This is a genomic window from Streptomyces sp. RKND-216, from assembly GCF_004795255.1.
GTDB classification, from domain to species: Bacteria; Actinomycetota; Actinomycetes; order Streptomycetales; family Streptomycetaceae; genus Streptomyces; species Streptomyces hazeniae.
Map to the genome: position 1 here is coordinate 1,128,559 of NZ_SSBQ01000002.1, position 22,010 is coordinate 1,150,568.

At 72.1% G+C, this 22,010-nt stretch carries 19 protein-coding genes; 5 read left to right on the forward strand and 14 right to left on the reverse strand.

Going from position 1 to position 22,010, the window contains the following annotated elements:
* Positions 1 to 175 precede the first annotated feature (175 nt).
* The 4 genes from E4198_RS04875 to miaA form a co-directional block, all read right to left on the reverse strand.
* Positions 176 to 2,296, reverse strand: a complete 2,121-nt coding sequence (locus tag E4198_RS04875; protein ID WP_136182078.1) for an HD domain-containing protein — start codon at positions 2,294 to 2,296, stop codon at positions 176 to 178.
* A 232-nt stretch (positions 2,297 to 2,528) separates the two neighbouring features.
* Entirely contained in the window at positions 2,529 to 3,428 is a 900-nt protein-coding gene (dapF, locus tag E4198_RS04880; protein ID WP_136182079.1) for a diaminopimelate epimerase, read from the reverse strand.
* A 102-nt stretch (positions 3,429 to 3,530) separates the two neighbouring features.
* Positions 3,531 to 3,998 (reverse strand): hypothetical protein, encoded by a 468-nt coding sequence (locus tag E4198_RS04885; RefSeq protein ID WP_136185189.1) that lies wholly within the window; start codon positions 3,996 to 3,998, stop codon positions 3,531 to 3,533.
* A gap of 105 nt (positions 3,999 to 4,103) precedes the next feature.
* The gene (gene miaA / locus E4198_RS04890; protein WP_247597559.1) at positions 4,104 to 5,060 is read right to left on the reverse strand and encodes a tRNA (adenosine(37)-N6)-dimethylallyltransferase MiaA; all 957 of its coding nucleotides are present in this window, start codon (positions 5,058 to 5,060) and stop codon (positions 4,104 to 4,106) included.
* 148 nt (positions 5,061 to 5,208) lie between these two features.
* Here miaA and E4198_RS04895 point away from each other — a divergent pair, with 148 nt between their 5' ends.
* Positions 5,209 to 5,436: an antitoxin gene (locus tag E4198_RS04895; RefSeq protein ID WP_136182081.1), complete on the forward strand. Its 228-nt coding sequence runs from the start codon at positions 5,209 to 5,211 to the stop codon at positions 5,434 to 5,436.
* Positions 5,437 to 5,538: 102 nt separating this feature from the next.
* On the opposite strand, the gene E4198_RS04900 is transcribed toward E4198_RS04895, so the two are convergent.
* Both E4198_RS04900 and miaB read right to left on the reverse strand, forming a co-directional pair.
* Positions 5,539 to 6,255, reverse strand: coding sequence for a class III extradiol dioxygenase subunit B-like domain-containing protein (locus tag E4198_RS04900; protein ID WP_136182082.1), 717 nt, complete (start codon positions 6,253 to 6,255; stop codon positions 5,539 to 5,541).
* Positions 6,256 to 6,394: 139 nt separating this feature from the next.
* The gene (gene miaB / locus E4198_RS04905) at positions 6,395 to 7,882 is read right to left on the reverse strand and encodes a tRNA (N6-isopentenyl adenosine(37)-C2)-methylthiotransferase MiaB (protein WP_136182083.1); all 1,488 of its coding nucleotides are present in this window, start codon (positions 7,880 to 7,882) and stop codon (positions 6,395 to 6,397) included.
* A gap of 93 nt (positions 7,883 to 7,975) precedes the next feature.
* On the opposite strand from miaB, the gene E4198_RS04910 reads away from it, so the two are divergent.
* Together E4198_RS04910 and E4198_RS04915 are read left to right on the forward strand one after the other, a co-directional pair.
* A complete protein-coding gene (locus tag E4198_RS04910) occupies positions 7,976 to 8,983 on the forward strand; it encodes a TAXI family TRAP transporter solute-binding subunit (RefSeq protein ID WP_136182084.1) in 1,008 nt (335 codons plus the stop codon).
* Positions 8,984 to 9,131: 148 nt separating this feature from the next.
* Positions 9,132 to 12,176 (forward strand): glycoside hydrolase family 38 C-terminal domain-containing protein, encoded by a 3,045-nt coding sequence (locus tag E4198_RS04915; protein ID WP_136182085.1) that lies wholly within the window; start codon positions 9,132 to 9,134, stop codon positions 12,174 to 12,176.
* A 106-nt stretch (positions 12,177 to 12,282) separates the two neighbouring features.
* On the opposite strand, the gene E4198_RS04920 is transcribed toward E4198_RS04915, so the two are convergent.
* The 5 genes from E4198_RS04920 to E4198_RS04940 all read right to left on the reverse strand — a co-directional run bounded on the left by E4198_RS04920 (position 12,283) and on the right by E4198_RS04940 (position 17,316).
* Positions 12,283 to 13,848, reverse strand: coding sequence for an FAD-dependent monooxygenase (locus tag E4198_RS04920; protein WP_136182086.1), 1,566 nt, complete (start codon positions 13,846 to 13,848; stop codon positions 12,283 to 12,285).
* Between the two features lie 151 nt (positions 13,849 to 13,999).
* A complete protein-coding gene (locus tag E4198_RS04925; protein WP_136182087.1) occupies positions 14,000 to 14,896 on the reverse strand; it encodes an amino acid ABC transporter permease in 897 nt (298 codons plus the stop codon).
* On the reverse strand, positions 14,893 to 15,561 hold the full coding sequence (locus E4198_RS04930) for an amino acid ABC transporter permease (protein ID WP_027763120.1): 669 nt from the start codon (positions 15,559 to 15,561) through the stop codon (positions 14,893 to 14,895). Before E4198_RS04930 ends, E4198_RS04925 begins: the two co-directional genes overlap by 4 nt.
* Before the next feature lie 79 nt (positions 15,562 to 15,640).
* Positions 15,641 to 16,468 carry a glutamate ABC transporter substrate-binding protein gene (locus E4198_RS04935; protein ID WP_210732780.1) on the reverse strand — a complete coding sequence of 276 codons (828 nt, stop codon included), beginning with the start codon at positions 16,466 to 16,468 and terminating at the stop codon, positions 15,641 to 15,643.
* Between the two features lie 56 nt (positions 16,469 to 16,524).
* Positions 16,525 to 17,316: an amino acid ABC transporter ATP-binding protein gene (locus E4198_RS04940; RefSeq protein WP_136182089.1), complete on the reverse strand. Its 792-nt coding sequence runs from the start codon at positions 17,314 to 17,316 to the stop codon at positions 16,525 to 16,527.
* A gap of 273 nt (positions 17,317 to 17,589) precedes the next feature.
* Here E4198_RS04940 and E4198_RS04945 point away from each other — a divergent pair, with 273 nt between their 5' ends.
* Both E4198_RS04945 and E4198_RS04950 read left to right on the forward strand, forming a co-directional pair.
* Complete coding sequence (locus E4198_RS04945) at positions 17,590 to 18,300, forward strand: response regulator transcription factor (protein ID WP_136182090.1); 711 nt, start codon at positions 17,590 to 17,592, stop codon at positions 18,298 to 18,300.
* A gap of 36 nt (positions 18,301 to 18,336) precedes the next feature.
* Positions 18,337 to 19,728, forward strand: coding sequence for a HAMP domain-containing sensor histidine kinase (locus tag E4198_RS04950; RefSeq protein ID WP_136182091.1), 1,392 nt, complete (start codon positions 18,337 to 18,339; stop codon positions 19,726 to 19,728).
* An 87-nt stretch (positions 19,729 to 19,815) separates the two neighbouring features.
* Here the strand turns inward: E4198_RS04950 and recX are convergent, their stop codons facing one another.
* From recX to E4198_RS04965, 3 genes are all read right to left on the reverse strand, one after another.
* Positions 19,816 to 20,394, reverse strand: a complete 579-nt coding sequence (gene recX / locus E4198_RS04955; RefSeq protein ID WP_247597560.1) for a recombination regulator RecX — start codon at positions 20,392 to 20,394, stop codon at positions 19,816 to 19,818.
* 27 nt (positions 20,395 to 20,421) lie between these two features.
* The gene (recA, locus tag E4198_RS04960; protein WP_136182093.1) at positions 20,422 to 21,555 is read right to left on the reverse strand and encodes a recombinase RecA; all 1,134 of its coding nucleotides are present in this window, start codon (positions 21,553 to 21,555) and stop codon (positions 20,422 to 20,424) included.
* Positions 21,556 to 21,804: 249 nt separating this feature from the next.
* Positions 21,805 to 21,999, reverse strand: coding sequence for a DUF3046 domain-containing protein (locus tag E4198_RS04965; RefSeq protein ID WP_027763113.1), 195 nt, complete (start codon positions 21,997 to 21,999; stop codon positions 21,805 to 21,807).
* Positions 22,000 to 22,010: the final 11 nt, after the last annotated feature.

Genomic DNA, 22,010 nt, shown 5'->3' on the forward strand with positions numbered 1-22,010 from the left:
GGAGGAACGCCCGCGATGCCGGGATGATTCCCCGGAAACCGGGTGACCGGCCGTCGCTGTCGATAGTGACACGCCGCCGTCCCCGCGTCACCAGGATTACCGCGGCCCGGTCGCATGCCGGACGACCGGGCGGCGGAGCGGCGGAGCAGCAGCGCTGCGGCAGCTCGGCGTGCGGTCAGCCCGCTGGGAGCCGGTGGACCGCCCGGGACACGTCGTAGACGCCCGCCACCCGCCGCATGGCACGCATCAGCGCGGGCAGCCCCGCGGCGTCGGGGAGCTGGAGCGTGTAGGTGTGACGTACACGCTGCTCGCACGGCGGCTCGACGGCGGCGGAGATCACCGCGGCGCCCTGGGCGGCGATGGTCTCGGTGAGATCGGCGAGCAGTTGGGGACGGCCGAAGGCCTCCGCCAGAAGAGTGACGCGGCAGCCGGCGGTGCGCTTGTCCCAGCGGACGGCGACGGGGCGGCGCCCGGCAGCGGCCATCCGCACCACCGTCTGGCAGCTGTCGCGGTGCACGGTGACGGCTCCGCCCCGGACAGGGAAGCCGGTGACGGCGTCGGGCGGGACGGGCGTGCAGCAGCGTGCGAGGCGTACCGGGGTCTCCGGGTGGCCGGTGACGACGCTGGGGCCTTCGGCGGCGGGCCCGCCCCGGCGGCGGGGACGGTCGGGGCGGCCGGGGGCCTCGGGTGTGCCCGGGGAGACGGACCGCGGCGGGGCGGGCGGCTCCACGGGATGCCCGGCGAGCCACTGGCGGATGGCGATGCGTGCGGCGGGCGTGCGGGCGTGGGTGAGCCACTCGCGAGCCGGGGCGTGCGCGCCGGGTGTGTGCGGGGGCGCGAGGAAGAGCTGCACGGTGTCGCCGTCCCGGAGGGCCGTGCTCAGCGCGGCGAGACGACCGTTGACCCGTGCGCCGATGCAGCGGTGGGCGGCCTCGCCGTGCAGGACGTAGGCGGCGTCCACGCAGCTCGCGCCGGCGGGCAGGGGCAGTGCGGGGGTGCCGCCCGCGGCGTCCCCGGCCGGGTAGACGGTGATCTCACGGTCCTCGGCAAGCTCGTCCCGCAACTCGGTCCAGAAGGTGTCCGGGTCGGCGGCCTGGCTCTGCCAGGCCAGCAGGCGGGACAGCCAGCCGGGACGGGTGGGGTCGGCACGTTCCGCGTCGACGCACTCCGCCGCCACGGCGTCGGCCGTTGTGTCGGCGGCGGCCGCGGCGCGGTGCGGGTCGCCGAGGGCGATGACGCCCGCTTCGGCGACGCGGTGCATGCGGTGCGTGCGCACCAGCACCTCGGCGACCCTGCCGTCGGCGTCGGCGAACGCCGTGTGCAGCGACTGGTAGAGGTTGAACTTGGGCGCGGCGATGAAGTCCTTGAACTCCGACATCACCGGGACGAAGCAGGTGTGCAGTTCGCCGAGTGCCGCGTAGCAGTCGGCGTCCCCCTCGACCAGCAGCAGCAGCCGCCCGAAGTCGCTCGGCCCGAGCGTGCCCCGCTTGTGGTGCAGCCGGTGCACGGAGAGCAGGTGCCGCGGCCGGATCAGCACCTGCGCCTCGACGGAGGCCGCCCGCAGCACCTCGCGGACCGAGGCGGCGACGGCGGTCAGCGGGTCGGGCCGTGCGGTGTGCTCCCGCACCAGGTGCTGTGCGCGGCGGTGGTCCTCGGGGTGGAGCACGGCGAAGACCAGGTCCTCGAGCTCCCGCTTCAGCGCCTGCACGCCGAGCCGTTCGGCCAGCGGGATGAGCACGTCGCCGGTGACGCGGGCGATCCGGGCCTGCTTCTCCGGCCGCATCACGCCGAGGGTGCGCATGTTGTGCAGCCGGTCGGCGAGCTTGATGGACATCACGCGGACGTCGCTGCCGGTGGCGACGAGCATCTTGCGGAACGTCTCGGGCTCGGCGGCGGCGCCGTAGTCGACCTTCTCCAGTTTGGTGACGCCGTCGACCAGGTGGGCGACCTCGTCGCCGAAGCCGTCCCGCACCTGGTCCAGCGTCACCTCGGTGTCCTCGACGGTGTCGTGCAGCAGGGAAGCCGTAAGCGTCGTGGTCTCGGCGCCGAGTTGAGCGAGGATCAGCGTCACGGCAAGCGGGTGCGTGATGTACGGGTCGCCGCTCTTGCGGGTCTGACCGCGGTGCGAGGACTCGGCGAGGACGTAGGCGCGGCGGAGTGCGTCCAGGTCGGCGCGGGGATGGTGGGCGCGGTGCACCTGCGCGACGTGCTCGATCGCGTCCGGCAGCGTGCCGCGGGTGGCAGACCTCAGGAGCGCGGCACGGCTGAGCTTCCGTAGGTTTCGCACCGCGTCCATGGGCACCTCCCGCTCGTGAACCCCGGTTTCGTCCCGGGGTCCGACTCTACCGAGCCCATCACGTGCTGCTCACCGCCTCCCGGCGGCAGTGAGAGGGATCACCCGGTCGAGCGACGTTTGTGCGGAAGTGAACGGGGGACACGGCTGACGGAGCGACACCCGGTAGTGCAGCGGTGAGGGGTGACAGGGATTCAGGCAGTGGGACGGGACTCCAGCCCGGAGTGACGGAGCTTCAGCCGGTGAGCCAGGCCGGATCGAGGACACCCTCGGCCACGATCACCGCCGGGCCCGTCATCTCGATCTCCCCGTCGGGGCGTTCGGTGATGACCAGACGTCCGCCGGGAACGTCGACGGTGTAGGTGACGGGTGCTCCGTCGGCGGCCGGGTCGGCACCGTCGCGGCGTGCGGCGGCGACCATCACCGCGCAGGCGCCCGTACCGCAGGAACGGGTTTCGCCGGAGCCGCGTTCGTGGACGCGGAGAGCGACGTGGCGCGGCCCGCGGTCGACGGCGAACTCGACGTTGACGCCGTCGGGGTAGGCCGTCGCCGGGGTGACCAGCGGGGGTTCGAGCAGGCGCCCGGCGTGGTCGAGGTCGTCGACGAAGACGACGGCGTGCGGGTTGCCCATGCCGACGTGCCGGGCGGGCCAGCTGCGGTCGCCGACGGTCACCGTGACGTCGCCCTCGGGGAGCGCGGCACGGCCCATGCCGACGGTGACGGGTCCGGTGGCGAGGGCCCCGAACGCCCCGGTGGGTGCGTCCTTGGCGAGGTGGACCCGCCGCAGCCCGGCGCGGGTGGCCACGACGAGATCGCCGGGCGGCACCAGGCCGGCACGGTTCAGGTAGCGGGCGAAGACGCGGACGCCGTTGCCGCACATCTCGGCGATGCTGCCGTCAGCGTTGCGGTAGTCCATGAACCACTCGGCGTCACCCGCCGTCTCCCGGGCCTCGGGGTGCGCGGCGGAGCGCACGACGCGGAGCAGGCCGTCACCGCCCACTCCGGCCCGGCGGTCGCACAGGCGCCGTACGGCGGCGGCGTCCAGAGCGAGGGCGCCGTCCGGGTCGGGGACGATCACGAAGTCGTTCTCGGTGCCATGCCCCTTGAGGAACGGCACGGGCTGCACGGTGCTCACGGCATCGATCGTATCGGCAGGCGCGGCCCGCGGGCGCGGCGCGGCCCGGGGCGCCGACGGCCGGGAGTGCTGACCGGCCGGGGCCCGAGCTGCGGCGCGGGCTCAGCCGGAGAGGCGGGCGACCCGCCACAGGGCGAGCGCGGCGAGGGTGCCGACCACGGCGGTGTAGGCGAGCACCACCCGCCAGTTCGCTCTCTCACCGGACCCCGGCGCGGGCAGGCCCGGCCAGACGTGCCCGACGCGCCGCGCCGCGATCACGCCCCATCCGGCGGCGCAGCAGCAGATCAGCAGGCCGAGCATGGCCACCACCGCGCCGGAACGTCCGCCGGGCTCGAAGGCCAGCGGGAAGGCGAACATGAGCGAGCCGAGGGCGCCCAGTATCACGATGGGCGCGAGCTGCCAGAGCCGTAGCCGGCGCGGGGGCCGCAGTTCGTGCGGCTCGACCGGCGGGTCCTGGTCGGGAAGGTCCTCGTCGCCGATCTCGTCCCGGACCGCGGGGGTCGGGGAGTAGTCCAGGTAGGCCCCGTACTCCGCTGCGGACTCTTCGTCGTCACGAGGGCCGGCTGCCATCGCCACGTGCCCTCCACTCCTGCTGAACAACTCGAACGATGGTCGATGATGGCACGCCGGAAGGGCCGTCCAGCACGCTCAGGACGTCCCGATGCCATCACGTGATCAGGCTGTGACCGGTCGTTCGAGCAAGGCCAGTGCCGCACCCGTCAGGCCGTCCCGCGCGTCGTCCGCACCGCTGAGCCAGTGCACCCGCGGGTCCCGCCGAAACCAGGAGTCCTGGCGGCGGGCGAAGCGCTTGGTGGCCCGTACGGTCTCCGCGCGGGCCTCGTCCTCCGTGCAGTCGCCCGCGAGGGCCGCCAGCACCTGCTGGTAGCCGAGAGCGCGGGACGCCGTGCGGCCCTCCCGCAGCCCTTCCCGTTCCAGCGCGCGGACCTCGTCGACCAGGCCGGCCTCCCACATCCGGTCGACCCTGCGGGCGATCCGCCCGTCCAGCTCGGGACGCGGCACCTCGACGCCGATCTGCAGCGTGTCGTAGACGGACTCGTGGCCGGGGAGGTTCGCGGTGAAGGGGCGGCCGGTGATCTCGATGACCTCCAGCGCCCGCACCACGCGCCTGCCGTTGCTGGGCAGGATGGCGCGCGCCGCCTGCGGGTCCGCGGCCGCGAGACGGGCGTGCAGCGGACCGGAACCGCCCTCGGCGAGTTCGGCCTCCAGGCGGGCCCGGACGTCCGGGTCGGTGCCGGGGAACTCCAGCACGTCGATGGCGCCGCGCACGTACAGACCCGAGCCGCCGACCAGCACCGGCACGCGGCCTGCGGCGAGCAGCCGCTCGATCTCCGCCCGGGCCAGCCGCTGGTACTCGGCCACGCTGGCCGCCTCGGTGACGTCCCAGACGTCCAGGAGGTGGTGCGGAACGTCCCGCCGCTCCGACCCGGTCAGCTTGGCCGTGCCGATGTCCATGCCGCGGTAGAGCTGCATGGAGTCGGCGTTGACGATCTCGCCCCCCAGCGTGCGGGCCAGCTCGACGGCGAGATCGGACTTGCCGGCGGCGGTGGCGCCGACGACGGCCACGACCTGGAGCGACGGCGGTGTTTCGGGGGTGCGGGAGGGGGCTGTCACAGCGCCAGTCTCGCAAACGCGCGGCGGCTCGCTCACGGCGGGCGAGTTGTCACATGCCCGGATATGACCCAGGGTGGATATGGGCGATTCGCCCCGCTTCATCGTGAGCGCCCCACACTCTCAGCAGTCCACAGGAAAGGTGACCGCCATGAGCTTCATGGACAAGGTCAAGGGCATGCTCGGCCAGCACGGCGACAAGGCCGACCAGGGCATGGAGAAGGCCGGGAACACTCTGGACGAGCGCACCGGCGGCAAGCACAGCGACAAGATCGACACCGGCTCGCAGAAGGGCCAGGAGGCGATGGACCGCTGGACGCAGGAAGGGGGCCAGGGCGGCGACGAGGCCGGAGGCCGCGGCGGTGGCAGCGCGGCCTGAGCCGTCGCGCAACGGGGGCGAGGGGCAGCGGAGCGGGGGCGGCCGGCGGGCCGCCCCCGCTCCCGTACGTGTGCCGGCCGCGCCCAGCCGCCACCCCCGGCCTCAGGACCAGCCGACGACCAGGTAACCCACGCCGTACGGGGCGGCGTCGTACAGGAGCCGCCCGGTGAGCCCGGCGTCCTCCGCCGCCCCGGCCAGGACCTGCCATCCGGCGCGACCGGACGCGCCCAGTTCGTACGCCTGCTCCTCGTCGAGCGCGAGGAGCGCGGACACGTCGGCGGCTCCCAGCGCCCTCGCCACGGACGCGTCGAAGTCGGCGGCGCGCGGGTCGAAGTAGCCCGGCGCCTTCAGCGTGCGGCACGTGGTGCCGTCGCCCATGACGAGAAGGGCCACACGGGGCGCCGATCCGGCGATCTGCCGCCCGGTCTCCGCACACCGCGCCCCGGCGAGCGGCTCGCCCACGCCCAGACCCTCCACCGGCGCGCCGGCCCACGCGGTGCGCTCGAGCAGCCAGCCGCCGACCGCCAGCGAGGGCGGCAGCTCGTGCGCCTGCGGAGCCGCTTCGGAGGCGGGGCCCAGCGTCACGTCCAGGTCGACCCCGAAGCCGCGGAACGAGCCGCGCGCCCCCTGCGGGTACGGGCCCCGCGCGGAGGGTTCCGCAGGCCCGACGACGACCAGCCGGTCGGGTCGGGCGGCGGCCAGCACCGCGAGCGCGTCGAAACAGGCGGCGCGCGCGTCGTCCATCTCGGGGGCGGCGCCCCCCGCGACCTCGGGCACCAGCAGCGGCGGACACGGGCACACGGCGGCGGCGACAAGCATGACGGCAGCTTACGGCCCGCGCGCCGTGCGGCTCGTGGGATGCACGGCGCGGCGGTCGCTGCCACCGGCACGGCCCGGCGCCCCGTACGAGGCAGGGGACGCGCGGACCGCCCGGCAGCAGGGGGGCGCGGCGCGAAGCTCAGCAGACGCTGCAGCCGCCGCCCGCGGACGCCGGCTGCGGCGCGGGGGCGCCGACGGTGGGCAGGCCGAGCATGACGCCGCCGCCCGCGGAAGCCGGCTCGGCGTTGCGCCGCTCCCAGGCGTCGCCCGCGCGGGTGCGGCGCACGGCCCGCGCCGGGCCCTCGGCGAGCAGGTGGTGCGGGGCGGCGTAGGTGACCTCGGTCTCGACCACGTCGCCGGGGCGTACCGGCTCCTCGGGGCGGGCGAAGTGCACCAGCCGGTTGTCCCGGGCACGGCCGGACAGCCGCCGGGTGGCGTCGTCCTTCCGGCCCTCCCCCTCGGCGACCATGACCTCCAGGGTGCGCCCGACCTGCTTCTTGTTCTCCGCCCAGGAGATCTCCTCCTGGAGCGCGACCAGCCGCTCGTAGCGCCGCTGGACGACGGCCTTGGGGATCTGGTCGTCCATCTCGGCGGCCGGCGTGCCGGGGCGCTTGCTGTACTGGAAGGTGAACGCCTGCGCGAAGCGGGACTCGCGCACGACGTGCAGCGTCTCCTCGAAGTCCTCCTCGGTCTCACCGGGGAAGCCCACGATGATGTCGGTGGAGATCGCCGCCTCCGGGATCGACGCGCGGACCTTCTCGATGATGCCGAGGAAGCGGTCCTGCCGGTAGCTGCGGCGCATGGCCTTCAGCACCCGGGACGAGCCGGACTGCAGCGGCATGTGCAGCTGGGGCATCACGTTCGGCGTCTCGGCCATCGCCGCGATCACGTCGTCGGTGAAGTCGCGCGGGTGCGGGGAGGTGAAGCGGACGCGCTCCAGCCCGTCGATCCGTCCGCAGGCGCGCAGCAGCTTGCCGAACGCCTCGCGGTCACCGATGTCGCTGCCGTAGGCGTTGACGTTCTGGCCGAGCAGGGTGATCTCGCTGACGCCCTCGGCCACCAGCGCCTCCACCTCGGCCAGGATGTCGCCGGGCCGACGGTCCTTCTCCTTGCCGCGCAGCTGCGGCACGATGCAGAAGGTGCAGGTGTTGTTGCAGCCGACGGAGACCGAGACCCAGGCGGCGTACGGGCTCTCGCGACGGGTCGGCAACGTGGAGGGGAACGCCTCCAGCGACTCGGCGATCTCGACCTGCGCCTCCTGCTCGACGCGGGCGCGCTCCAGCAGCACCGGCAGCTTGCCGACGTTGTGCGTGCCGAAGACCACGTCCACCCACGGGGCGCGCCGGACGATGGTGTCCCGGTCCTTCTGCGCCAGGCAGCCGCCGACGGCGATCTGCATCCCGGGGCGGGCGGCCTTCCTGGGCGCCAGCTGCCCGAGGTTGCCGTACAACCGGTTGTCGGCGTTCTCGCGCACCGCACAGGTGTTGAACACCACGACGTCGGCGCCGTCGGCGTCCTCGGGGGCACGCTGATAACCGGCGTCTTCCAGCAGGCCCGCCATCCGCTCGCTGTCGTGAACGTTCATCTGGCAGCCGAACGTCCGCAGCTCATAAGTCTTCGCACTCATCTCAGTCGACCAGGGTACGCCGTCCGCTGTGACGCACCTCCTCCCGTCCCGCACTCCCCCGCGGCGGCCCACCGATGGCAGGATGCGGCGGTCATGACCGCATCCCGCTTCCTCGCCCCCCGCCCCGGCGTCCCGGGAGGCCGCGCGCTCGGCGGCGCCGCCCTCCTCGTGGTGCTCGGGCTGCTCGCGTGGTGGCTGGTGCCCGCGGGCCCCGCCCAGCCGCGCGGCACGCTCACGTTCGCCACCGGCGTGCCCACCGGGGTGTACCAGCAATACGGCTCGCTGCTGAAGCAGCGCCTGGCGCGGGACGTGCCCGGACTGAGCATGGAGCTGGTGCCGAGCCAGGGGTCGGTGCAGAACATCGACATGCTGGTCTCCGGGGAGGCCGACTTCACCATCGCCCAGTCCGACGCCGTGGCCGCCCATCTGAAGCAGGGCGGCGAGGGCGGGGACGGGCTGCGGGCGGTCGCGCGGCTCTACGACGACTACATGCAGCTCGTGGTCCCGGCCGAGTCGCCGGTCCGGGAGGCACGCGATCTGCGGGGACTGCGGGTCGGGATGGGCGAGGAGCGTTCCGGGGTCAGCCTGGTCGCCGGGCGGCTCCTGGAGGCGGCCGGCCTGGACCGGGAGCAGGACATCGACGCGGTCCCGGCGGGCATCGACGTCATGCCCGGCATGCTGGAGAGCGGGAAGCTGGACGCGTTCTTCTGGTCCGGCGGTCTGCCCACGGGCGCCATCGAGGACCTCGCCGTCATGGACCACATCCGCCTGGTGCCGCTCGGCGCGCTCATGCCGCGCCTGCACCGGATGGAGCCCGAGACCCGGCACTACCGGGCGGCGGTGATGCCGGGCGACGCCTATCCGAGCGTGCAGCAGGGCGAGCCGGTGGACACCATCGCGGTGAGCAACCTGCTGGTCACCACCGCGGATGCGGACCCGGCGGTGACCGAGGCCCTGACCCGTTCGCTGATCCGCAGCCGGGACACCATCGGGCAGCGGGTGCACGCGGCCCAGAAGGTCGACCTGCGGACCGCGATCTACACCGACCCGCTCCGCCTGCACACCGGGGCACAGCGCTACTACCGGGCCGTCAAACCGTGACAGCGGCGCCGCGGGACGCGCACGGGGGTTCCGGCACCGGGCGGTGACGGGTACGGATGGCGTGGGGCCGCCCGCCGAACGACCCCGCTGGGGGGCCGGTGCTCGCCGGCCCGCGCGTCCGTCCCGCCCGAGCGAAGGAGCCGCCGACATGCACGACGAACGCAGCACCGTCGAAGCCCGCCTGCGTCGCGTACTGGACGAACGGCTCAGGCCCGCCGTGCACGGCTCGCCGGTGCCGCTGACGGTGGAGCGCTGGGAGGCGCCGGGTGAACCGGTGCCGGTGTCCGAGGGGCTGGCGGCGACGTACGGGCCGGCGGCCGTGGGTGAGAAATGGGGGCCGGCCTGGGGCACCACCTGGTTCCGGCTGACCGGGCGGGTGCCCGCGGAGTGGTCCGGACAGCGGGTCGAGGCGCTGCTCGACCTCGGTTTCGACCGGGACATGCCGGGCTTCCAGTGCGAGGGCCTGGTGCACCGCGCGGACGGCGAGGTGGTGAAGGGCCTCAGTCCGCGGAACGCCTGGGCGCCCGTCGCCGCGCCGGCCGCGGGTGGCGAGGAGGTCGAGCTGTACGTCGAGGCGGCGTCCAACCCGGTCCTCAACACGCCGCAGACGCCGACGTACCAGGGCGACCGGCTCACCGCGGGCAGCGGCCCGCTGTACCGGCTCGGGCGGATGGACCTCGCGGTGTTCCGCCCCGAGGTGTGGGAGTTGGTCCACGACCTGGAGGTGGCGGATGCGCTGATGCGTGAACTGCCGCTGGAGGACGCCCGGCGCTGGGAGCTGCTGCGGGCCCTCGGCGAGGCGCTGGACGCCGTGGACCTCGCGGACGTCTCCGGCACCGCCGCACGGGGCCGGGAACGGCTCGCCGACGTGCTGGCGACACCGGCCCGGCCGTCCGCGCACCGGATCAGCGCGGTGGGGCACGCGCACATCGACTCGGCCTGGCTGTGGCCGCTGCGGGAGACCGTGCGGAAGGTCGCGCGCACTGCGTCCAACACGGTGGCGCTGATGGAGGATCATCCCGAGTACGTCTTCGCGATGTCGCAGGCCCAGCAGTACGCCTGGCTCAAGGAGCACCGGCCCGAGGTGTACGCCCGGGTGCGGAAGAAGGTGGCGGACGGGCAGTTCGTGCCGGTCGGCGGGATGTGGGTGGAGTCGGACACCAACATGGTCGGCGGCGAGGCCATGGCGCGCCAGTTCCTCTACGGGAAGCGGTTCTTCCTCGAGGAGTTCGGGGTGGAGACGAAGGAGGTGTGGCTGCCGGACTCCTTCGGCTACACGGCGGCGATGCCGCAGATCGTGCACCTGGCCGGCTGCCGCTGGTTCCTGACCCAGAAGATCTCCTGGAGCCGCACGAACCCCTTCCCGCACCACACCTTCTGGTGGGAGGGCATCGACGGCACCCGGGTGTTCACCCACTTCCCTCCGGTCGACACCTACAACTCCGACCTGAGCGGCCGGGAGATGGCGCACGCGGCCCGCAACTACCGCGACAAGGGCGGCGGCACGCGTTCGCTCGCCCCTTTCGGCTGGGGCGACGGCGGGGGAGGCGCGACCCGCGAGATGCTGGCCCGCGCGGCCCGGCTGGCGGACCTGGAGGGCTCGCCACGGGTGACCGTCGAGCGGCCGTCGGCGTTCTTCGAAAAGGCCCACAAGGAGTACCCGGACGCCCCGGTGTGGGCGGGCGAGCTGTATCTGGAGCTGCACCGCGGCACGTACACCTCGCAGGCGAAGACCAAGCAGGGCAACCGGCACAGCGAGTCGCTGCTGCGCGAGGCCGAGCTGTGGTCGGCCACCGCGACGCTGCGCGTCCCCGGCTTCGGCTACCCGTACGACGAACTGGAGCGGATCTGGAAGACGGTGCTGCTGCACCAGTTCCACGACATCCTGCCCGGTTCGTCCATCGCCTGGGTGCACCGGGAGGCACGGGAGACCTACGCGCGCGTCAGGGCCGAACTGGAGGCGCTGATCGACACCGCGCAGCGGGCCCTGGCCGGGGAGGGCACCGAGGACGTCGTCTTCAACGGCGCCCCGCACGCCCGCAACGGCGTCCCGGGCGGCGGGGCGGCCCTGCCGGTCCGCGCCGGCGAACCGGTGACCGTCCAGGAGCGGGACGGCGGCGGCTGGGTGCTGGACAACGGGCTGCTGCGTGTCGAGATCGACGACCGGGGCCTGGTCGTCTCCGCCGCCGACTACCTGGCCGCGCTGCGCGACGCCGTCCCGCCGGGCGGGGCGGCGAACCTGCTCCAGCTCCACCCGGATTTCCCCACCGCTTGGGACGCCTGGGACGTCGACTCCTACTACCGCAACAACGTCACCGACCTCACCGAGGCCGACGAGGTGTCGCTGTCCGCGAACGACCCGGGCGAGGCGACGGTGCGGGTGGCGCGCAGCTTCGGCAACGGCTCGTCGGTGGTGCAGCTGCTCACCCTGCGGTCCGGCGAACGGCGGCTGGACATCGACACGGAGGTGGACTGGCACGAGTCGGAGACCTTCCTCAAGGCCGCGTTCCCACTGGACCTCAAGGCCGAGCGGTCCGCCGCGGAGACCCAGTTCGGGCACGTCTACCGGCCGACCCACACCAACACCTCGTGGGAGGCGGCCAAGTTCGAGATCTGCGCGCACCGCTGGATCCACGTCGCCGAACCCGTGTGGGGCGTGGCGCTGGTGAACGACTCGACCTACGGACACGACGTCACCCGGGACATCCGTGCGGACGGCGGCCAGACCACGACCGTACGGCTGTCGCTGCTGCGCGCGCCCCGCTACCCGGACCCGGAGACCGACCAGGGCGGCCACCGTCTGCGGTATGCCCTCGCGGTCGGCGCGGACGAGCCCGCCGCGGTGCGCGAGGGCCACTGGATCAACCTGCCGGAGCGTGTGGTGCGCGGCTCCGGCGCTTCCGTGCGGCCCCTGGTCGCCGTAGACGGGGAGCAGGTCGTGGTGGAGGCGGTGAAGCTGGCGGAGGACCGCAGCGGCGACGTGATCGTACGACTGTACGAGGCGCACGGCGGGCGGGCGCGGACGGCGCTGACGGCGGGCTTCCCGGTACGGTCGGTGGCCGAGACCGACCTGCTGGAGCGGCCTCTGGACCCGCCGCTCGCGGACGTGGGTCCTCTCGTCGGCGACGGCACGGTGGAGCTGACGCTGCGGCCGTTCCAGATCGTCACGCTACGGCTGACGGCAGCGGGTTGACGGCTGTGTGGACAGCTGCGGGTCGACGGCGCGTCGGCGGCCGCCGAGCCTGACCCCACTCGGCCGCCGGGCGGGCTTCTTTGAGAGTCCGCCCGGCGGCAGGCGGTCAGGCACCCGCCCCGGTGAGGGCGCGCGCGCAAGCGCGCAGCGCCTCCGGCCGCGCCCCGTGAAACGCACCGGCCAGGTGGCCGTCCGGACGGACCGCGAGCACGGTGTGCGCCGTCGCCCCCGGGTACTCCTCCGTGACCACCAGCTCTGCCGCCAGCGGCAACGCCTCCACCGCCGCCGCCAGTTCGGGCATCAGCCCGGCCCGCAGCCAGTGCCGGCTGGCCCACACCCCCGTCCCCGGCGCGACGAGCGCCACCACCAGGTCGCCGCCGCGGCCGCCCAGCCTCTCCCGCAGCCGGGCGCGGGTGCCGTCCAGCAGGACCACCGGCACGTCCCGGACCGGTTCACCGGGCGCGGTGTCCGTACGCACGGCGTGCTTGCCGTCCACGGCGAGCGGCGAACGGTCGTACACGGGGGCGCAGCCGAGCGGTCCGCGGCCGAGATGACCGTCCGTCAGCAGCCCCAGCGGGCCGCCCGCGCCGCCCCCGGGCAGCAGCGTGCGCAGCCCGCCCCCGCCACGCCGAACGAACGGCAGCGCCTGGTCGACCGCGCGCAGCCGGGCGCCCACGGCGGCGCGGCGTTCGGCGGAGTAGCTGTCGAGGAGTGCCTCGTCGGCGTCGGTGCCGCGCGCGCCGTGGTGCCAGGCGAGCGCCAGCTTCCACGCCAGGTTGGCCGCGTCCCGCAGCCCCTCGTCGACGTTCTGCACGCCCAGCGCACCGGCCAGGTGGGCGGCGTCCCCGGCGAGGAAGGCCCGTTGTACCCGCCACCTGCGCGCGAGGCGCTGGTGGGTCGCGTACACCCCGGTGTCGAGGAGTTCGTACGCCGGGGGCGCGTCGTCGGCCGACCCCTGATGCAGCAGCGCCAGCGTGGCGTGCACCCGGTCGAGCATCTCCTCCGGTGTGACCAGCTCGCCCCGGGGCGGCAGCAGCCAGTCCAGGCGCCAGGCGGCGTGCGGCAGCGGCCGGGCGGTCAGCTCCCCGCCTCGGCCGCCGGGGTCCCGATGCAGCAGCGCCTCGTCCGGTCGGGGCAGCCGGGTGCGGACGGCGGCGACGGCGTACCGCTCGACGGACGTCCGGCCGGCGAACCCGACGCCGAGCAGCTTGCGTACCGTGGAGCGGGCGCCGTCACAGCCGACCAGATAGCTGCCCCGCCACCACGTGCCGCCGGGGCCGCGGGTGTGGGCGGTGACGCCCTCGGCGTCCTGTTCGAGGGTGTCGAGCCGGCTTCCGGTGGCGATCCGCACCAGCTTCTCGTCCGCGAGGGCCTCACGGAGGGCGTGCTCCAGCCGGTACTGCTCGACGTGCAGCGGGGACGTCTCGTCGTCCAGTTCCACCCGTGCGACGCACTGGCGGCGTCGTTCGGTCCGCCAGACGCGCCAGCGCGCGGTCTCCACGCCCGGCAGAAGCGCCGCCGTCTGCGGGCGCAGCACACAGGTGCGAGCGGCCCGCCGCACGACCTCGCCGTCCCCGGAGTCGAGCACGACGGACGGAACGGAACGGCGCGCGAGCGCCAGGGCCAGCGCCAGCCCGACCGGGCCCGCGCCGGCGACGATCACCGGTTCCACAGCGTGCGGCCCTCACGGTCCACGAAGACGAGCGGAGTTGACGCTGACGGAGCCCGGTGCACGATCACCTCAGGTATGCAACCCACTGCCCGTCCCCCCGTCAAGCGGGGGAACGGGCAGCGGTGTTGCCGTCGGCCGGGTAGCCGGGGAGTCAGGCCTTCGTGCCGGGCTCCTCGTATTCCATGTCCTCCGTGGCCCCGCCGTGCACGACAGCACCGGTGGTGCGCTTGCCGCGGCGGATACGGGCCTCAAGCCAGCCGGCGAACTGGGTGAGTATCAGGTTGAGGACGACGTAGATGATCCCGACCACTGTGAACGTCGCGATCGTGTTGGCTCCGTAGTTGGCGGAGATCGTGCTCGCCTGGTTCATCAGGTCGGCGAACCCGAGGATCGCACCACCGAGAGCGGTGTCCTTCACGATCACGACGAGCTGGCTGACCAGGGCGGGCAGCATCGCGGTAACGGCCTGTGGCAGCAGCACGAAGACCATCAGCTGCCACTTGCGCATGCCGATCGCCTTGGCGGCGTCCGTCTGACCGTTGGGCAGCGACAGGATGCCGGCACGGACGATCTCGGCGATCACGGACGCGTTGTACAGCACCAGGCCGGTGACGACCGCGTACAGCGGCCGCACTTCGGAGTCGATGTCCGTGTACAGGGCGTACGCCTGGTTGGCGAACACCATCATCAGCAGCACCGGGATGGCACGGAACAGTTCCACCAGGAAGCCTGCGGGCGTGCGGATCCACCGATGGTCGGACAGCCGGGCGATGCCGAGAAGGGCACCGATCGGGAGGGCCAGCACGATGGAGAGGGCCGCCGCTTTCAACGTGTTGCCAAGCCCGGGAAGGACGTAGGTGGTCCACACCCGGGAGTCGGTGGCGAACGGCCCCCACTTCTCCTCGGTGAGCTGGTCCTTGGAGGCGAGGGTGTCCAGCACCCACCAGGCGACGAGCGCGAAGACCGCCAGGAAGAGGACGGTGTAGAGAATGTTCCGCGCCTTCGCCCTGGGGCCCGGGGCGTCGTACAGAACGGACAGGTTGCTCATCGCTTCACCGCCACACGCTTGCCGACCCAGCCGAGGAACAGACCCGTCGGGAGAGTGAGAACCACGAACCCGAAGGCGAAGACGGCGAAGACCAGGAAGATCACGTCGCTCTCGAACTCGATCATTTCCTTCATCAGAAGCGCCGCCTCGGCCACCCCGATCGCGGCCGCCACCGTCGTGTTCTTCGTCAGTGCGATCAGCACGTTCGCCAGGGGAGCCACCACCGAACGGAACGCTTGAGGCAGCACGATGAGGTTCAGGACCTGGGTGAACTTCAGGCCCAGCGCGCGCGCGGCCTCGGCCTGTCCGACCGGCACGGTGTTGATGCCCGAGCGCAACGACTCACAGACGAAGCACGCGTGGTAGGCGACCAGACCGAGAATCGCCAACTTGAAGCTGATCTCCTTCGAGGTGCCGCCGCCCAGCTCGATACCCAGTGTCTGGTACAGCGCCAGCGAGGTCGCCACGATGATCAGGGTGAGGGGAGTGTTCCGCACGGTGTTGATGTACACCGTGCCGAAACCGCGCATCACCGGCACCGGGCTCACTCGCATCGCGGCCAGCATGGTCCCCCAGACGAGGGAACCTATCGCCGACCAGAGGGTCAGCTGGACCGTGACCCAGAACGCCCCCAACACGTCGTAATCATTGAGAAAGTCGAACACGTTCTCCCGCGCTCTCGCCGTTGCGGACGTGGCGCGCCGCCCCTGTCAGGGCGGCGCGCCACCTTGCCGCGTGCTTACGTCAGCTGCCTTCGGTGATCTGGGGCGCGGAGCCGTACTCGTAGTCGGCAGGGCCGAAGTGCTTCTCGGCGAACTTCTTCCAGGAGCCGTCGTCGAACATCTTCTGGATCGCGTCGTTCACCTTCTTCTGCATCTCGGTGTCGCCCTTCTTGACGCCGATGCCGTAGGGCTCGTCGCTCAGGTTGAGGCCCAGGAGCTTGAACTTGCCCTGATGCGACTCCTGGGCGGCGAAACCAGCGAGGATGCTGTCGTCGGTGGTCAGCGCATCGACCTTCTTGTTGAGCAGACCCGTCAGGCACTCGGAGTAGGTCCCGTACTCCTGAAGGTCGGCCTTGGGCGCGAAGTCCTTCTTCACATTCGACGCGGAGGTGGAGCCGGTGACGGAGCAGAGGTTGAGCTCCGCGTCGTTCAGGTCACTCTTGGACTTGATGTCGTTGTAGTCCTTGCGCACCAGCAGGTCCTGGTGAGCGACCATGTACGGGCCGGCGAAGGAGACGCGCTCCTTGCGCTCCGGGGTGATGGAGTACGTGGCGGCGATCATGTCGACGTCACCGTTCACGATGAGGTTCTCCCGGTCGGCGCTTGGAGCCTCCTTCCAGGTGATGTCGCTCTCCTTGTAGCCGAGCTCCTTGGCCACGTAGGTCGCGACGTCAACGTCGAAGCCGGCGTAGTCACCGTCCGGGGTCTTCAGACCGAGGCCCGGCTGGTCGAACTTGATACCGATGGTGACGCCGTCCTCGGAATCACCGCTACCGCCGCCGCAGGCGGTCGCAGTGAGGGCGAGGACGACTGCGGCGGCAGCCGCGATGCTGGTCTTGCGGAGGGTCATGGTGAACATCCTTGGGGTTGCGTCGTTGCAGGTGATCGTGCGGTGAGCGCCGCCGCTCAGTGGTGCAGGATCTTCGACAGGAAGTCCTTGGCGCGTTCGCTGCGCGGATTGCTGAAGAACTGGTCGGGAGTAGCCTCCTCGACGATCTTGCCGTCGGCCATGAAGACCACGCGGTTCGCCGCGGAGCGCGCGAAGCCCATCTCGTGGGTGACGACGACCATGGTCATCCCTTCACGGGCGAGCTGCTGCATGACCTCGAGGACCTCGTTGATCATCTCGGGGTCGAGTGCGGAGGTGGGCTCGTCGAAGAGCATCACCTTGGGGTCCATGGCCAGGGCGCGGGCGATGGCCACGCGCTGCTGCTGACCGCCGGACAGCTGCGCCGGGTACTTGTCGGCCTGGTTGGCGACGCCCACACGGTCCAGCAGGCGGCGCGCCTGCTCGTCGGCGGCCTTCTTGTCCGTCTTGCGGACCTTCAGCTGGCCCAGCGTCACGTTCTCCAGCACCGTCTTGTGCGCGAAGAGGTTGAAGGACTGGAACACCATGCCCACGTCCGCGCGCAGCTTGGCCAGCTCCTTGCCCTCCTGCGGCAGCGGCTTGCCGTCGATGGCGATGTAGCCCGAGTCGATGGTCTCCAGGCGGTTGATCGTGCGGCACAGCGTGGACTTGCCGGATCCCGAGGGGCCGATGACGACGACGACCTCGCCGCGTTCGATGGTCAGGTCGATGTCCTGGAGCACGTGCAGCGCACCGAAGTGCTTGTTGACGTTGTCCATGACGACCAGGCCGCTCGGCGCCGACTCCGGGCGTCCGGCGTCTCCGTCCTTGGTCACCGATAGTTTGCTCATCGGCGTGTAGCTCCGTCCTCGTCGGTTGCGAGGACCTTAGTGACCCGCCACCACCAGCGTCATTACATCTGAGGGGAAATTGAGCATAACGATAAGGCCACTTCCCAGCACTCTACGTGTAACAGGTGACAGAGGACATTCCGGTGGCGTACCGACTGGATAACGGACATCGACGGCAACGCGAACGCCCCTTGACTCACCTGCACGAATCCGAATGGATGCAGTGCCGGACCGGAAACGCCGCACCCGCCGCGACCACCACGGAGGACGTCGATGAGGCTGCTGCTCGTCGAGGACGACGACCATGTCGCCGCGGCGCTCTCCGCCGTGCTGCGACGCCACGGTTTCAGCGTGGTGCACGCCCGTGACGGAGAGGATGCGCTGCGCGAGCTGGTGCCGGACCCGGACGAGGCGCCGTTCTCGGTTGTCCTGCTGGACCTGGGCCTGCCCGGGCTGGACGGCTTCGAGGTGTGCGGCCGCATCCGCGCGCTCACCTCCACGCCGGTGATCATGGTGACCGCGCGGTCCGACGTGCGGTCCCGGATCCACGGGCTGAACCTGGGCGCGGACGACTACGTGGTGAAGCCGTACGACACCGGGGAGCTGCTGGCCCGCATACACGCGGTCGCCCGGCGCAGCACCGCGGAGGAGCCCGCCGCCGAGCCGGCCCCGGCGGACGACGTGCTGCGGCTGGGGGACGTTGCGGTGGAGCTGCCCACCCGGCAGGTGTCGGTGGACGGCGAACCGGTCCCGCTGACCCGCAAGGAGTTCGACCTGCTGGCACTGCTGGCGCAGCGGCCGGGGGTCGTCTTCCGGCGCGAACAGATCATCAGCGAGGTGTGGCGGACCAACTGGGAGGGCACGGGCCGGACGCTGGAGGTCCACGTGGCGTCGCTCCGCTCCAAGCTCAAGCAGCCCAGCCTGATCGAGACGGTGCGCGGGGTCGGCTACCGGCTCGCCATGCCCGGCGACTGGACCGCCTGAAAGCCACCCGACCAAGGACCTCAACGGACCCACCTGATGCGCACCCGTCTGCTCCCCCTCCTCATCCTGCTCTTCGCCGGCGTGCTGCTCGCGCTCGGTTTTCCGCTGGCCGCGAGCATGGCGGCAGCGGAGCAGCAGCGGCTGGTGGTCGACCGGATCGACGACACGGCGAGGTTCGCGTCGCTGGCGCAGTTCGTCACCGCGCAGAGCGAACCCGGCGAGCGGCTGGACACGCTGCGCAGCGAACTGGACCGGTATCACGAGCTGTACGGCATCAGGGCGGGCGTCTTCTACCGGGACGGCGAGGCGATGGCCACCGCCCCCGAGGCGTCGCGGGTTCCGGTCTCGGGGCCGGGGCGGCAGGCGTTCCAGGAGGCCCTCGCGGGACGCCGCAGTCATGACCCGGCACAGGTGTGGCCGTGGCAGGACGGCCGTGTCGCGGTGGCCTCCCCGGTGATCCGCGACGGTGATGTGGCCGCGGTCGTCTACATCGACTCCCCCACCGGTCCGCTGCGGTCCCGCATCGTGGAGAGCTGGATGCCGATCGTGATCGGCGAGGCCGCGGCGATGCTACTGGCGGTGGCGGCCGCACTGGTGCTGACCCGCTGGGTGCTGCGGCCGGTGGGCATCCTGGACCGGGCGACGCACGAGATCGCCACCGGCCGGTTCAAGTCCAGGGTGGCGGCCTCCTGGGGGCCGCCGGAGCTGCAACGGCTGACGCGGTCGTTCAACGAGATGGCCGACCACGTGGAGGACGTGCTGGAGCAGCAGCGCGCCTTCGTGGCGGACGCCTCCCACCAGCTGCGCAATCCGCTGGCCGCGCTGCTGCTCCGCATCGAACTCCTCGGGCTGGAACTCCCGGAGGGCAACGAGGAGTTCGCGTCGGTACGCGCGGAGGGGAAGCGGTTGGCGGAGGTGCTGGACGGGCTGCTGGACCTGGCGTCGGCCGAGCACTCGCCCGCCGACCTGCGGCTGACGGACGTGGCGGAACTGGCGGCGGAGCGAGTAGCGGCGTGGGAACCGGCGGCGGCGCGGCGCGGGGTGACGCTCCGGGTCACCGGTGCTGCCGCGCTGACGGGGTGGGCCGACCCGGTGACCCTGTCGAGCGCGCTGGACGCGGTGGTGGACAACGCGGTCAAGTTCTCGCCGGACGGCGGCGCGGTGACGGTACGCGCCTCGTCGGCGGGCCCGGACGTGCGGCTGGAGGTGGCGGACGAAGGGCCGGGGTTGTCGGAGGAGGAGTTCGAGCGGATCGGCGACCGCTTCTGGCGCAGCAACCGGCACCAGAACGTCGCGGGTTCCGGTCTCGGACTGTCCATCACGCGCGCCCTGCTGGCGGCGGGCGGGGCGGAGATCACGTACACGCCGAACCGGCCGCGCGGACTCCGGGTGATCGTCACCGTGCCCCGCAACCGGCCCGGAGGCTGAAGGGCCCGGACGCCCGGCCGCGCACGAACGGAGAGCAGGGGCACCACCGCCAGTCCGCGGGGGCCGCAGCGCCGACGCTCCCGCGGTTCAGGCTTCGGGGAGGTGCTCCTCCAGCAGCTCCGGGGCCTCGCCCTCCTCTTCCAGTGCCTGCCGCACCACGCGGAGGGCGAGACCTTCCGCGTACCCCCTGCGGGCGAGCATCCCGGCCAGGCGGCGGATGCGCTTCTCCCGGGGCAGGCCGCGGGTGGTACGCAGTTTCCGGTCGACCAGGGCGCGGGCCGTCTCCGCCTCCTGATCGGAATCGAGGCGGCCGACGGCCTCGTCGACGGTGGCCGCGTCCACGCCCTTGGTGCGCAGCTCGCGGGCGAGGGCGCGGCGGGCGAGGCCGCGGCTGTGGTGGCGGGAGTCCACCCAGGCGTCGGCGAACGCCGCGTCGTCGATCAGCCCGACCTCTTCGAAGCGGTCCAGCACCTGCTGCGCCGCCTCGTCCGGAATCTCCCGCCGGCGGAGGGCGTCGGCGAGCTGCTGACGGGTCCGGGGGGTGCCGGTGAGCAGGCGCAGGCAGATCGCCCGTGCCCGTTCCACCGGGTCCTTCGGTTCCCCAGCACGGCGCGACGGCTCCGCCCCGGCCCTCGACGGGGCGGAGCCGTCGCTGTCTTCGGACACCGGCCAGTGGCTGCGCCGTGTCACGGACTAGCTCTTGGCCGTCGCGGCCTTGGCCGACTTGGTCTTCGACACCGGAGCCGGAACCGTCTTGCCCTCGGCAGCCGGAGCGGGAGCCGCAGCCGTGACCGCTGCATCGGCGGGCGGCTCGCCTACAGGGTCCTGGGGCTTCACGCCGATACCCAGCTTCTCCTTGATCTTCTTCTCGATCTCGTTGGCGAGGTCGGGGTTGTCACGGAGGAACGTGCGGGCATTCTCCTTGCCCTGACCGAGCTGGTCGCCCTCGTAGGTGTACCAGGCACCGGACTTGCGGATGAAGCCGTGCTCCACGCCCATGTCGATCAGGCCGCCCTCACGGCTGATGCCCACGCCGTAGAGGATGTCGAACTCGGCCTGCTTGAAGGGCGGGGCGACCTTGTTCTTGACGACCTTGACGCGGGTGCGGTTGCCGACCGCGTCCGTGCCGTCCTTGAGGGTCTCGATGCGGCGGATGTCGAGCCGGACCGAGGAGTAGAACTTCAGCGCCCGGCCACCGGTGGTCGTCTCAGGCGATCCGAACATGACGCCGACCTTCTCGCGGAGCTGGTTGATGAAGATCGCCGTGGTCTTCGACTGGTTGAGCGCACCGGTGATCTTCCGCAGCGCCTGGCTCATCAGACGGGCCTGGAGACCGACGTGCGAGTCGCCCATCTCGCCCTCGATCTCGGCGCGGGGCACCAGGGCGGCGACCGAGTCGACCACGATCAGGTCGAGGGCGCCGGAGCGGATGAGCATGTCGGTGATCTCGAGCGCCTGCTCGCCGTTGTCCGGCTGCGAGAGGATGAGGGAGTCGACGTCCACGCCGAGCTTCTTGGCGTACTCCGGATCGAGGGCGTGCTCCGCGTCGACGAACGCGACGGTGCCGCCGGCGCGCTGCGCGTTGGCCACCGCGTGCAGCGTGAGCGTGGTCTTGCCGGAGGACTCCGGACCGTACACCTCGACCACGCGGCCGCGCGGCAGCCCGCCGACACCGAGGGCGACGTCGAGAGCGGTCGACCCGGTGGGGATCACCTCGACGGGCTCGTTCGGCCGCTCGCCGAGGCGCATCACGGCGCCCTTGCCGAATTGCCGTTCAATCTGCGCGAGTGCGGCGTCCAGCGCCTTCTCGCGGTCCGTACCAGCCATGGGTGCCACCCGGTTACTCGCTTGAGTCGATCGCTTCACGTCATCAGACGCTAGCGCCTGCCACTGACAATCCCGTCCCGACCGCGTACCGCAGCGGCCCGACCACTCCATGAGAATGGTTGTTCGATTTTTGTGTCAAGTGCTGCCATCTCCCTGTGGACGACGGAGAATTCGCAGGTCAGAAAGGTCTTTCGGCGGTCGGCGGGAGCGCGGAGCGGGCCGCCCGGGAGAGAAATGACCCCGAACGGGTCACCTCTTCTCCGCCGGTACCTCCATCGTCCGGCAGACCACCCGCCACACGTCCTTGGTGTTCCAGCCCGCCTCGAGCGCCTCGTGGACGGTGCGCCCGCCCAGCTCGGACATCACGTGGTCCCGCGCGAAGGAGTCGGCGTACGCCGCCCCGAAGTGGTCCGCCATCCGCTGCCAGAAGTCCGTCAACCGCATACCGCGAGTAT

Bases quoted from the DNA above. Each gene is read 5' to 3' on its own strand.
- E4198_RS04875 (WP_136182078.1), bottom strand. From the start codon at position 2,296: ATGGACGCGGTGCGAAACCTACGGAAGCTCAGCCGTGCCGCGCTCCTG.
- E4198_RS04885 (WP_136185189.1), bottom strand. From the start codon at position 3,998: ATGGCAGCCGGCCCTCGTGACGACGAAGAGTCCGCAGCGGAGTACGGG.
- E4198_RS04895 (WP_136182081.1), top strand. From the start codon at position 5,209: ATGAGCTTCATGGACAAGGTCAAGGGCATGCTCGGCCAGCACGGCGAC.
- E4198_RS04900 (WP_136182082.1), bottom strand. From the start codon at position 6,255: ATGCTTGTCGCCGCCGCCGTGTGCCCGTGTCCGCCGCTGCTGGTGCCC.
- miaB (WP_136182083.1), bottom strand. From the start codon at position 7,882: ATGAGTGCGAAGACTTATGAGCTGCGGACGTTCGGCTGCCAGATGAAC.
- E4198_RS04910 (WP_136182084.1), top strand. From the start codon at position 7,976: ATGACCGCATCCCGCTTCCTCGCCCCCCGCCCCGGCGTCCCGGGAGGC.
- E4198_RS04915 (WP_136182085.1), top strand. From the start codon at position 9,132: ATGCACGACGAACGCAGCACCGTCGAAGCCCGCCTGCGTCGCGTACTG.
- E4198_RS04925 (WP_136182087.1), bottom strand. From the start codon at position 14,896: ATGAGCAACCTGTCCGTTCTGTACGACGCCCCGGGCCCCAGGGCGAAG.
- E4198_RS04935 (WP_210732780.1), bottom strand. From the start codon at position 16,468: ATGACCCTCCGCAAGACCAGCATCGCGGCTGCCGCCGCAGTCGTCCTC.
- E4198_RS04940 (WP_136182089.1), bottom strand. From the start codon at position 17,316: ATGAGCAAACTATCGGTGACCAAGGACGGAGACGCCGGACGCCCGGAG.
- E4198_RS04945 (WP_136182090.1), top strand. From the start codon at position 17,590: ATGAGGCTGCTGCTCGTCGAGGACGACGACCATGTCGCCGCGGCGCTC.
- E4198_RS04950 (WP_136182091.1), top strand. From the start codon at position 18,337: ATGCGCACCCGTCTGCTCCCCCTCCTCATCCTGCTCTTCGCCGGCGTG.
- recA (WP_136182093.1), bottom strand. From the start codon at position 21,555: ATGGCTGGTACGGACCGCGAGAAGGCGCTGGACGCCGCACTCGCGCAG.
- E4198_RS04965 (WP_027763113.1), bottom strand. From the start codon at position 21,999: ATGCGGTTGACGGACTTCTGGCAGCGGATGGCGGACCACTTCGGGGCG.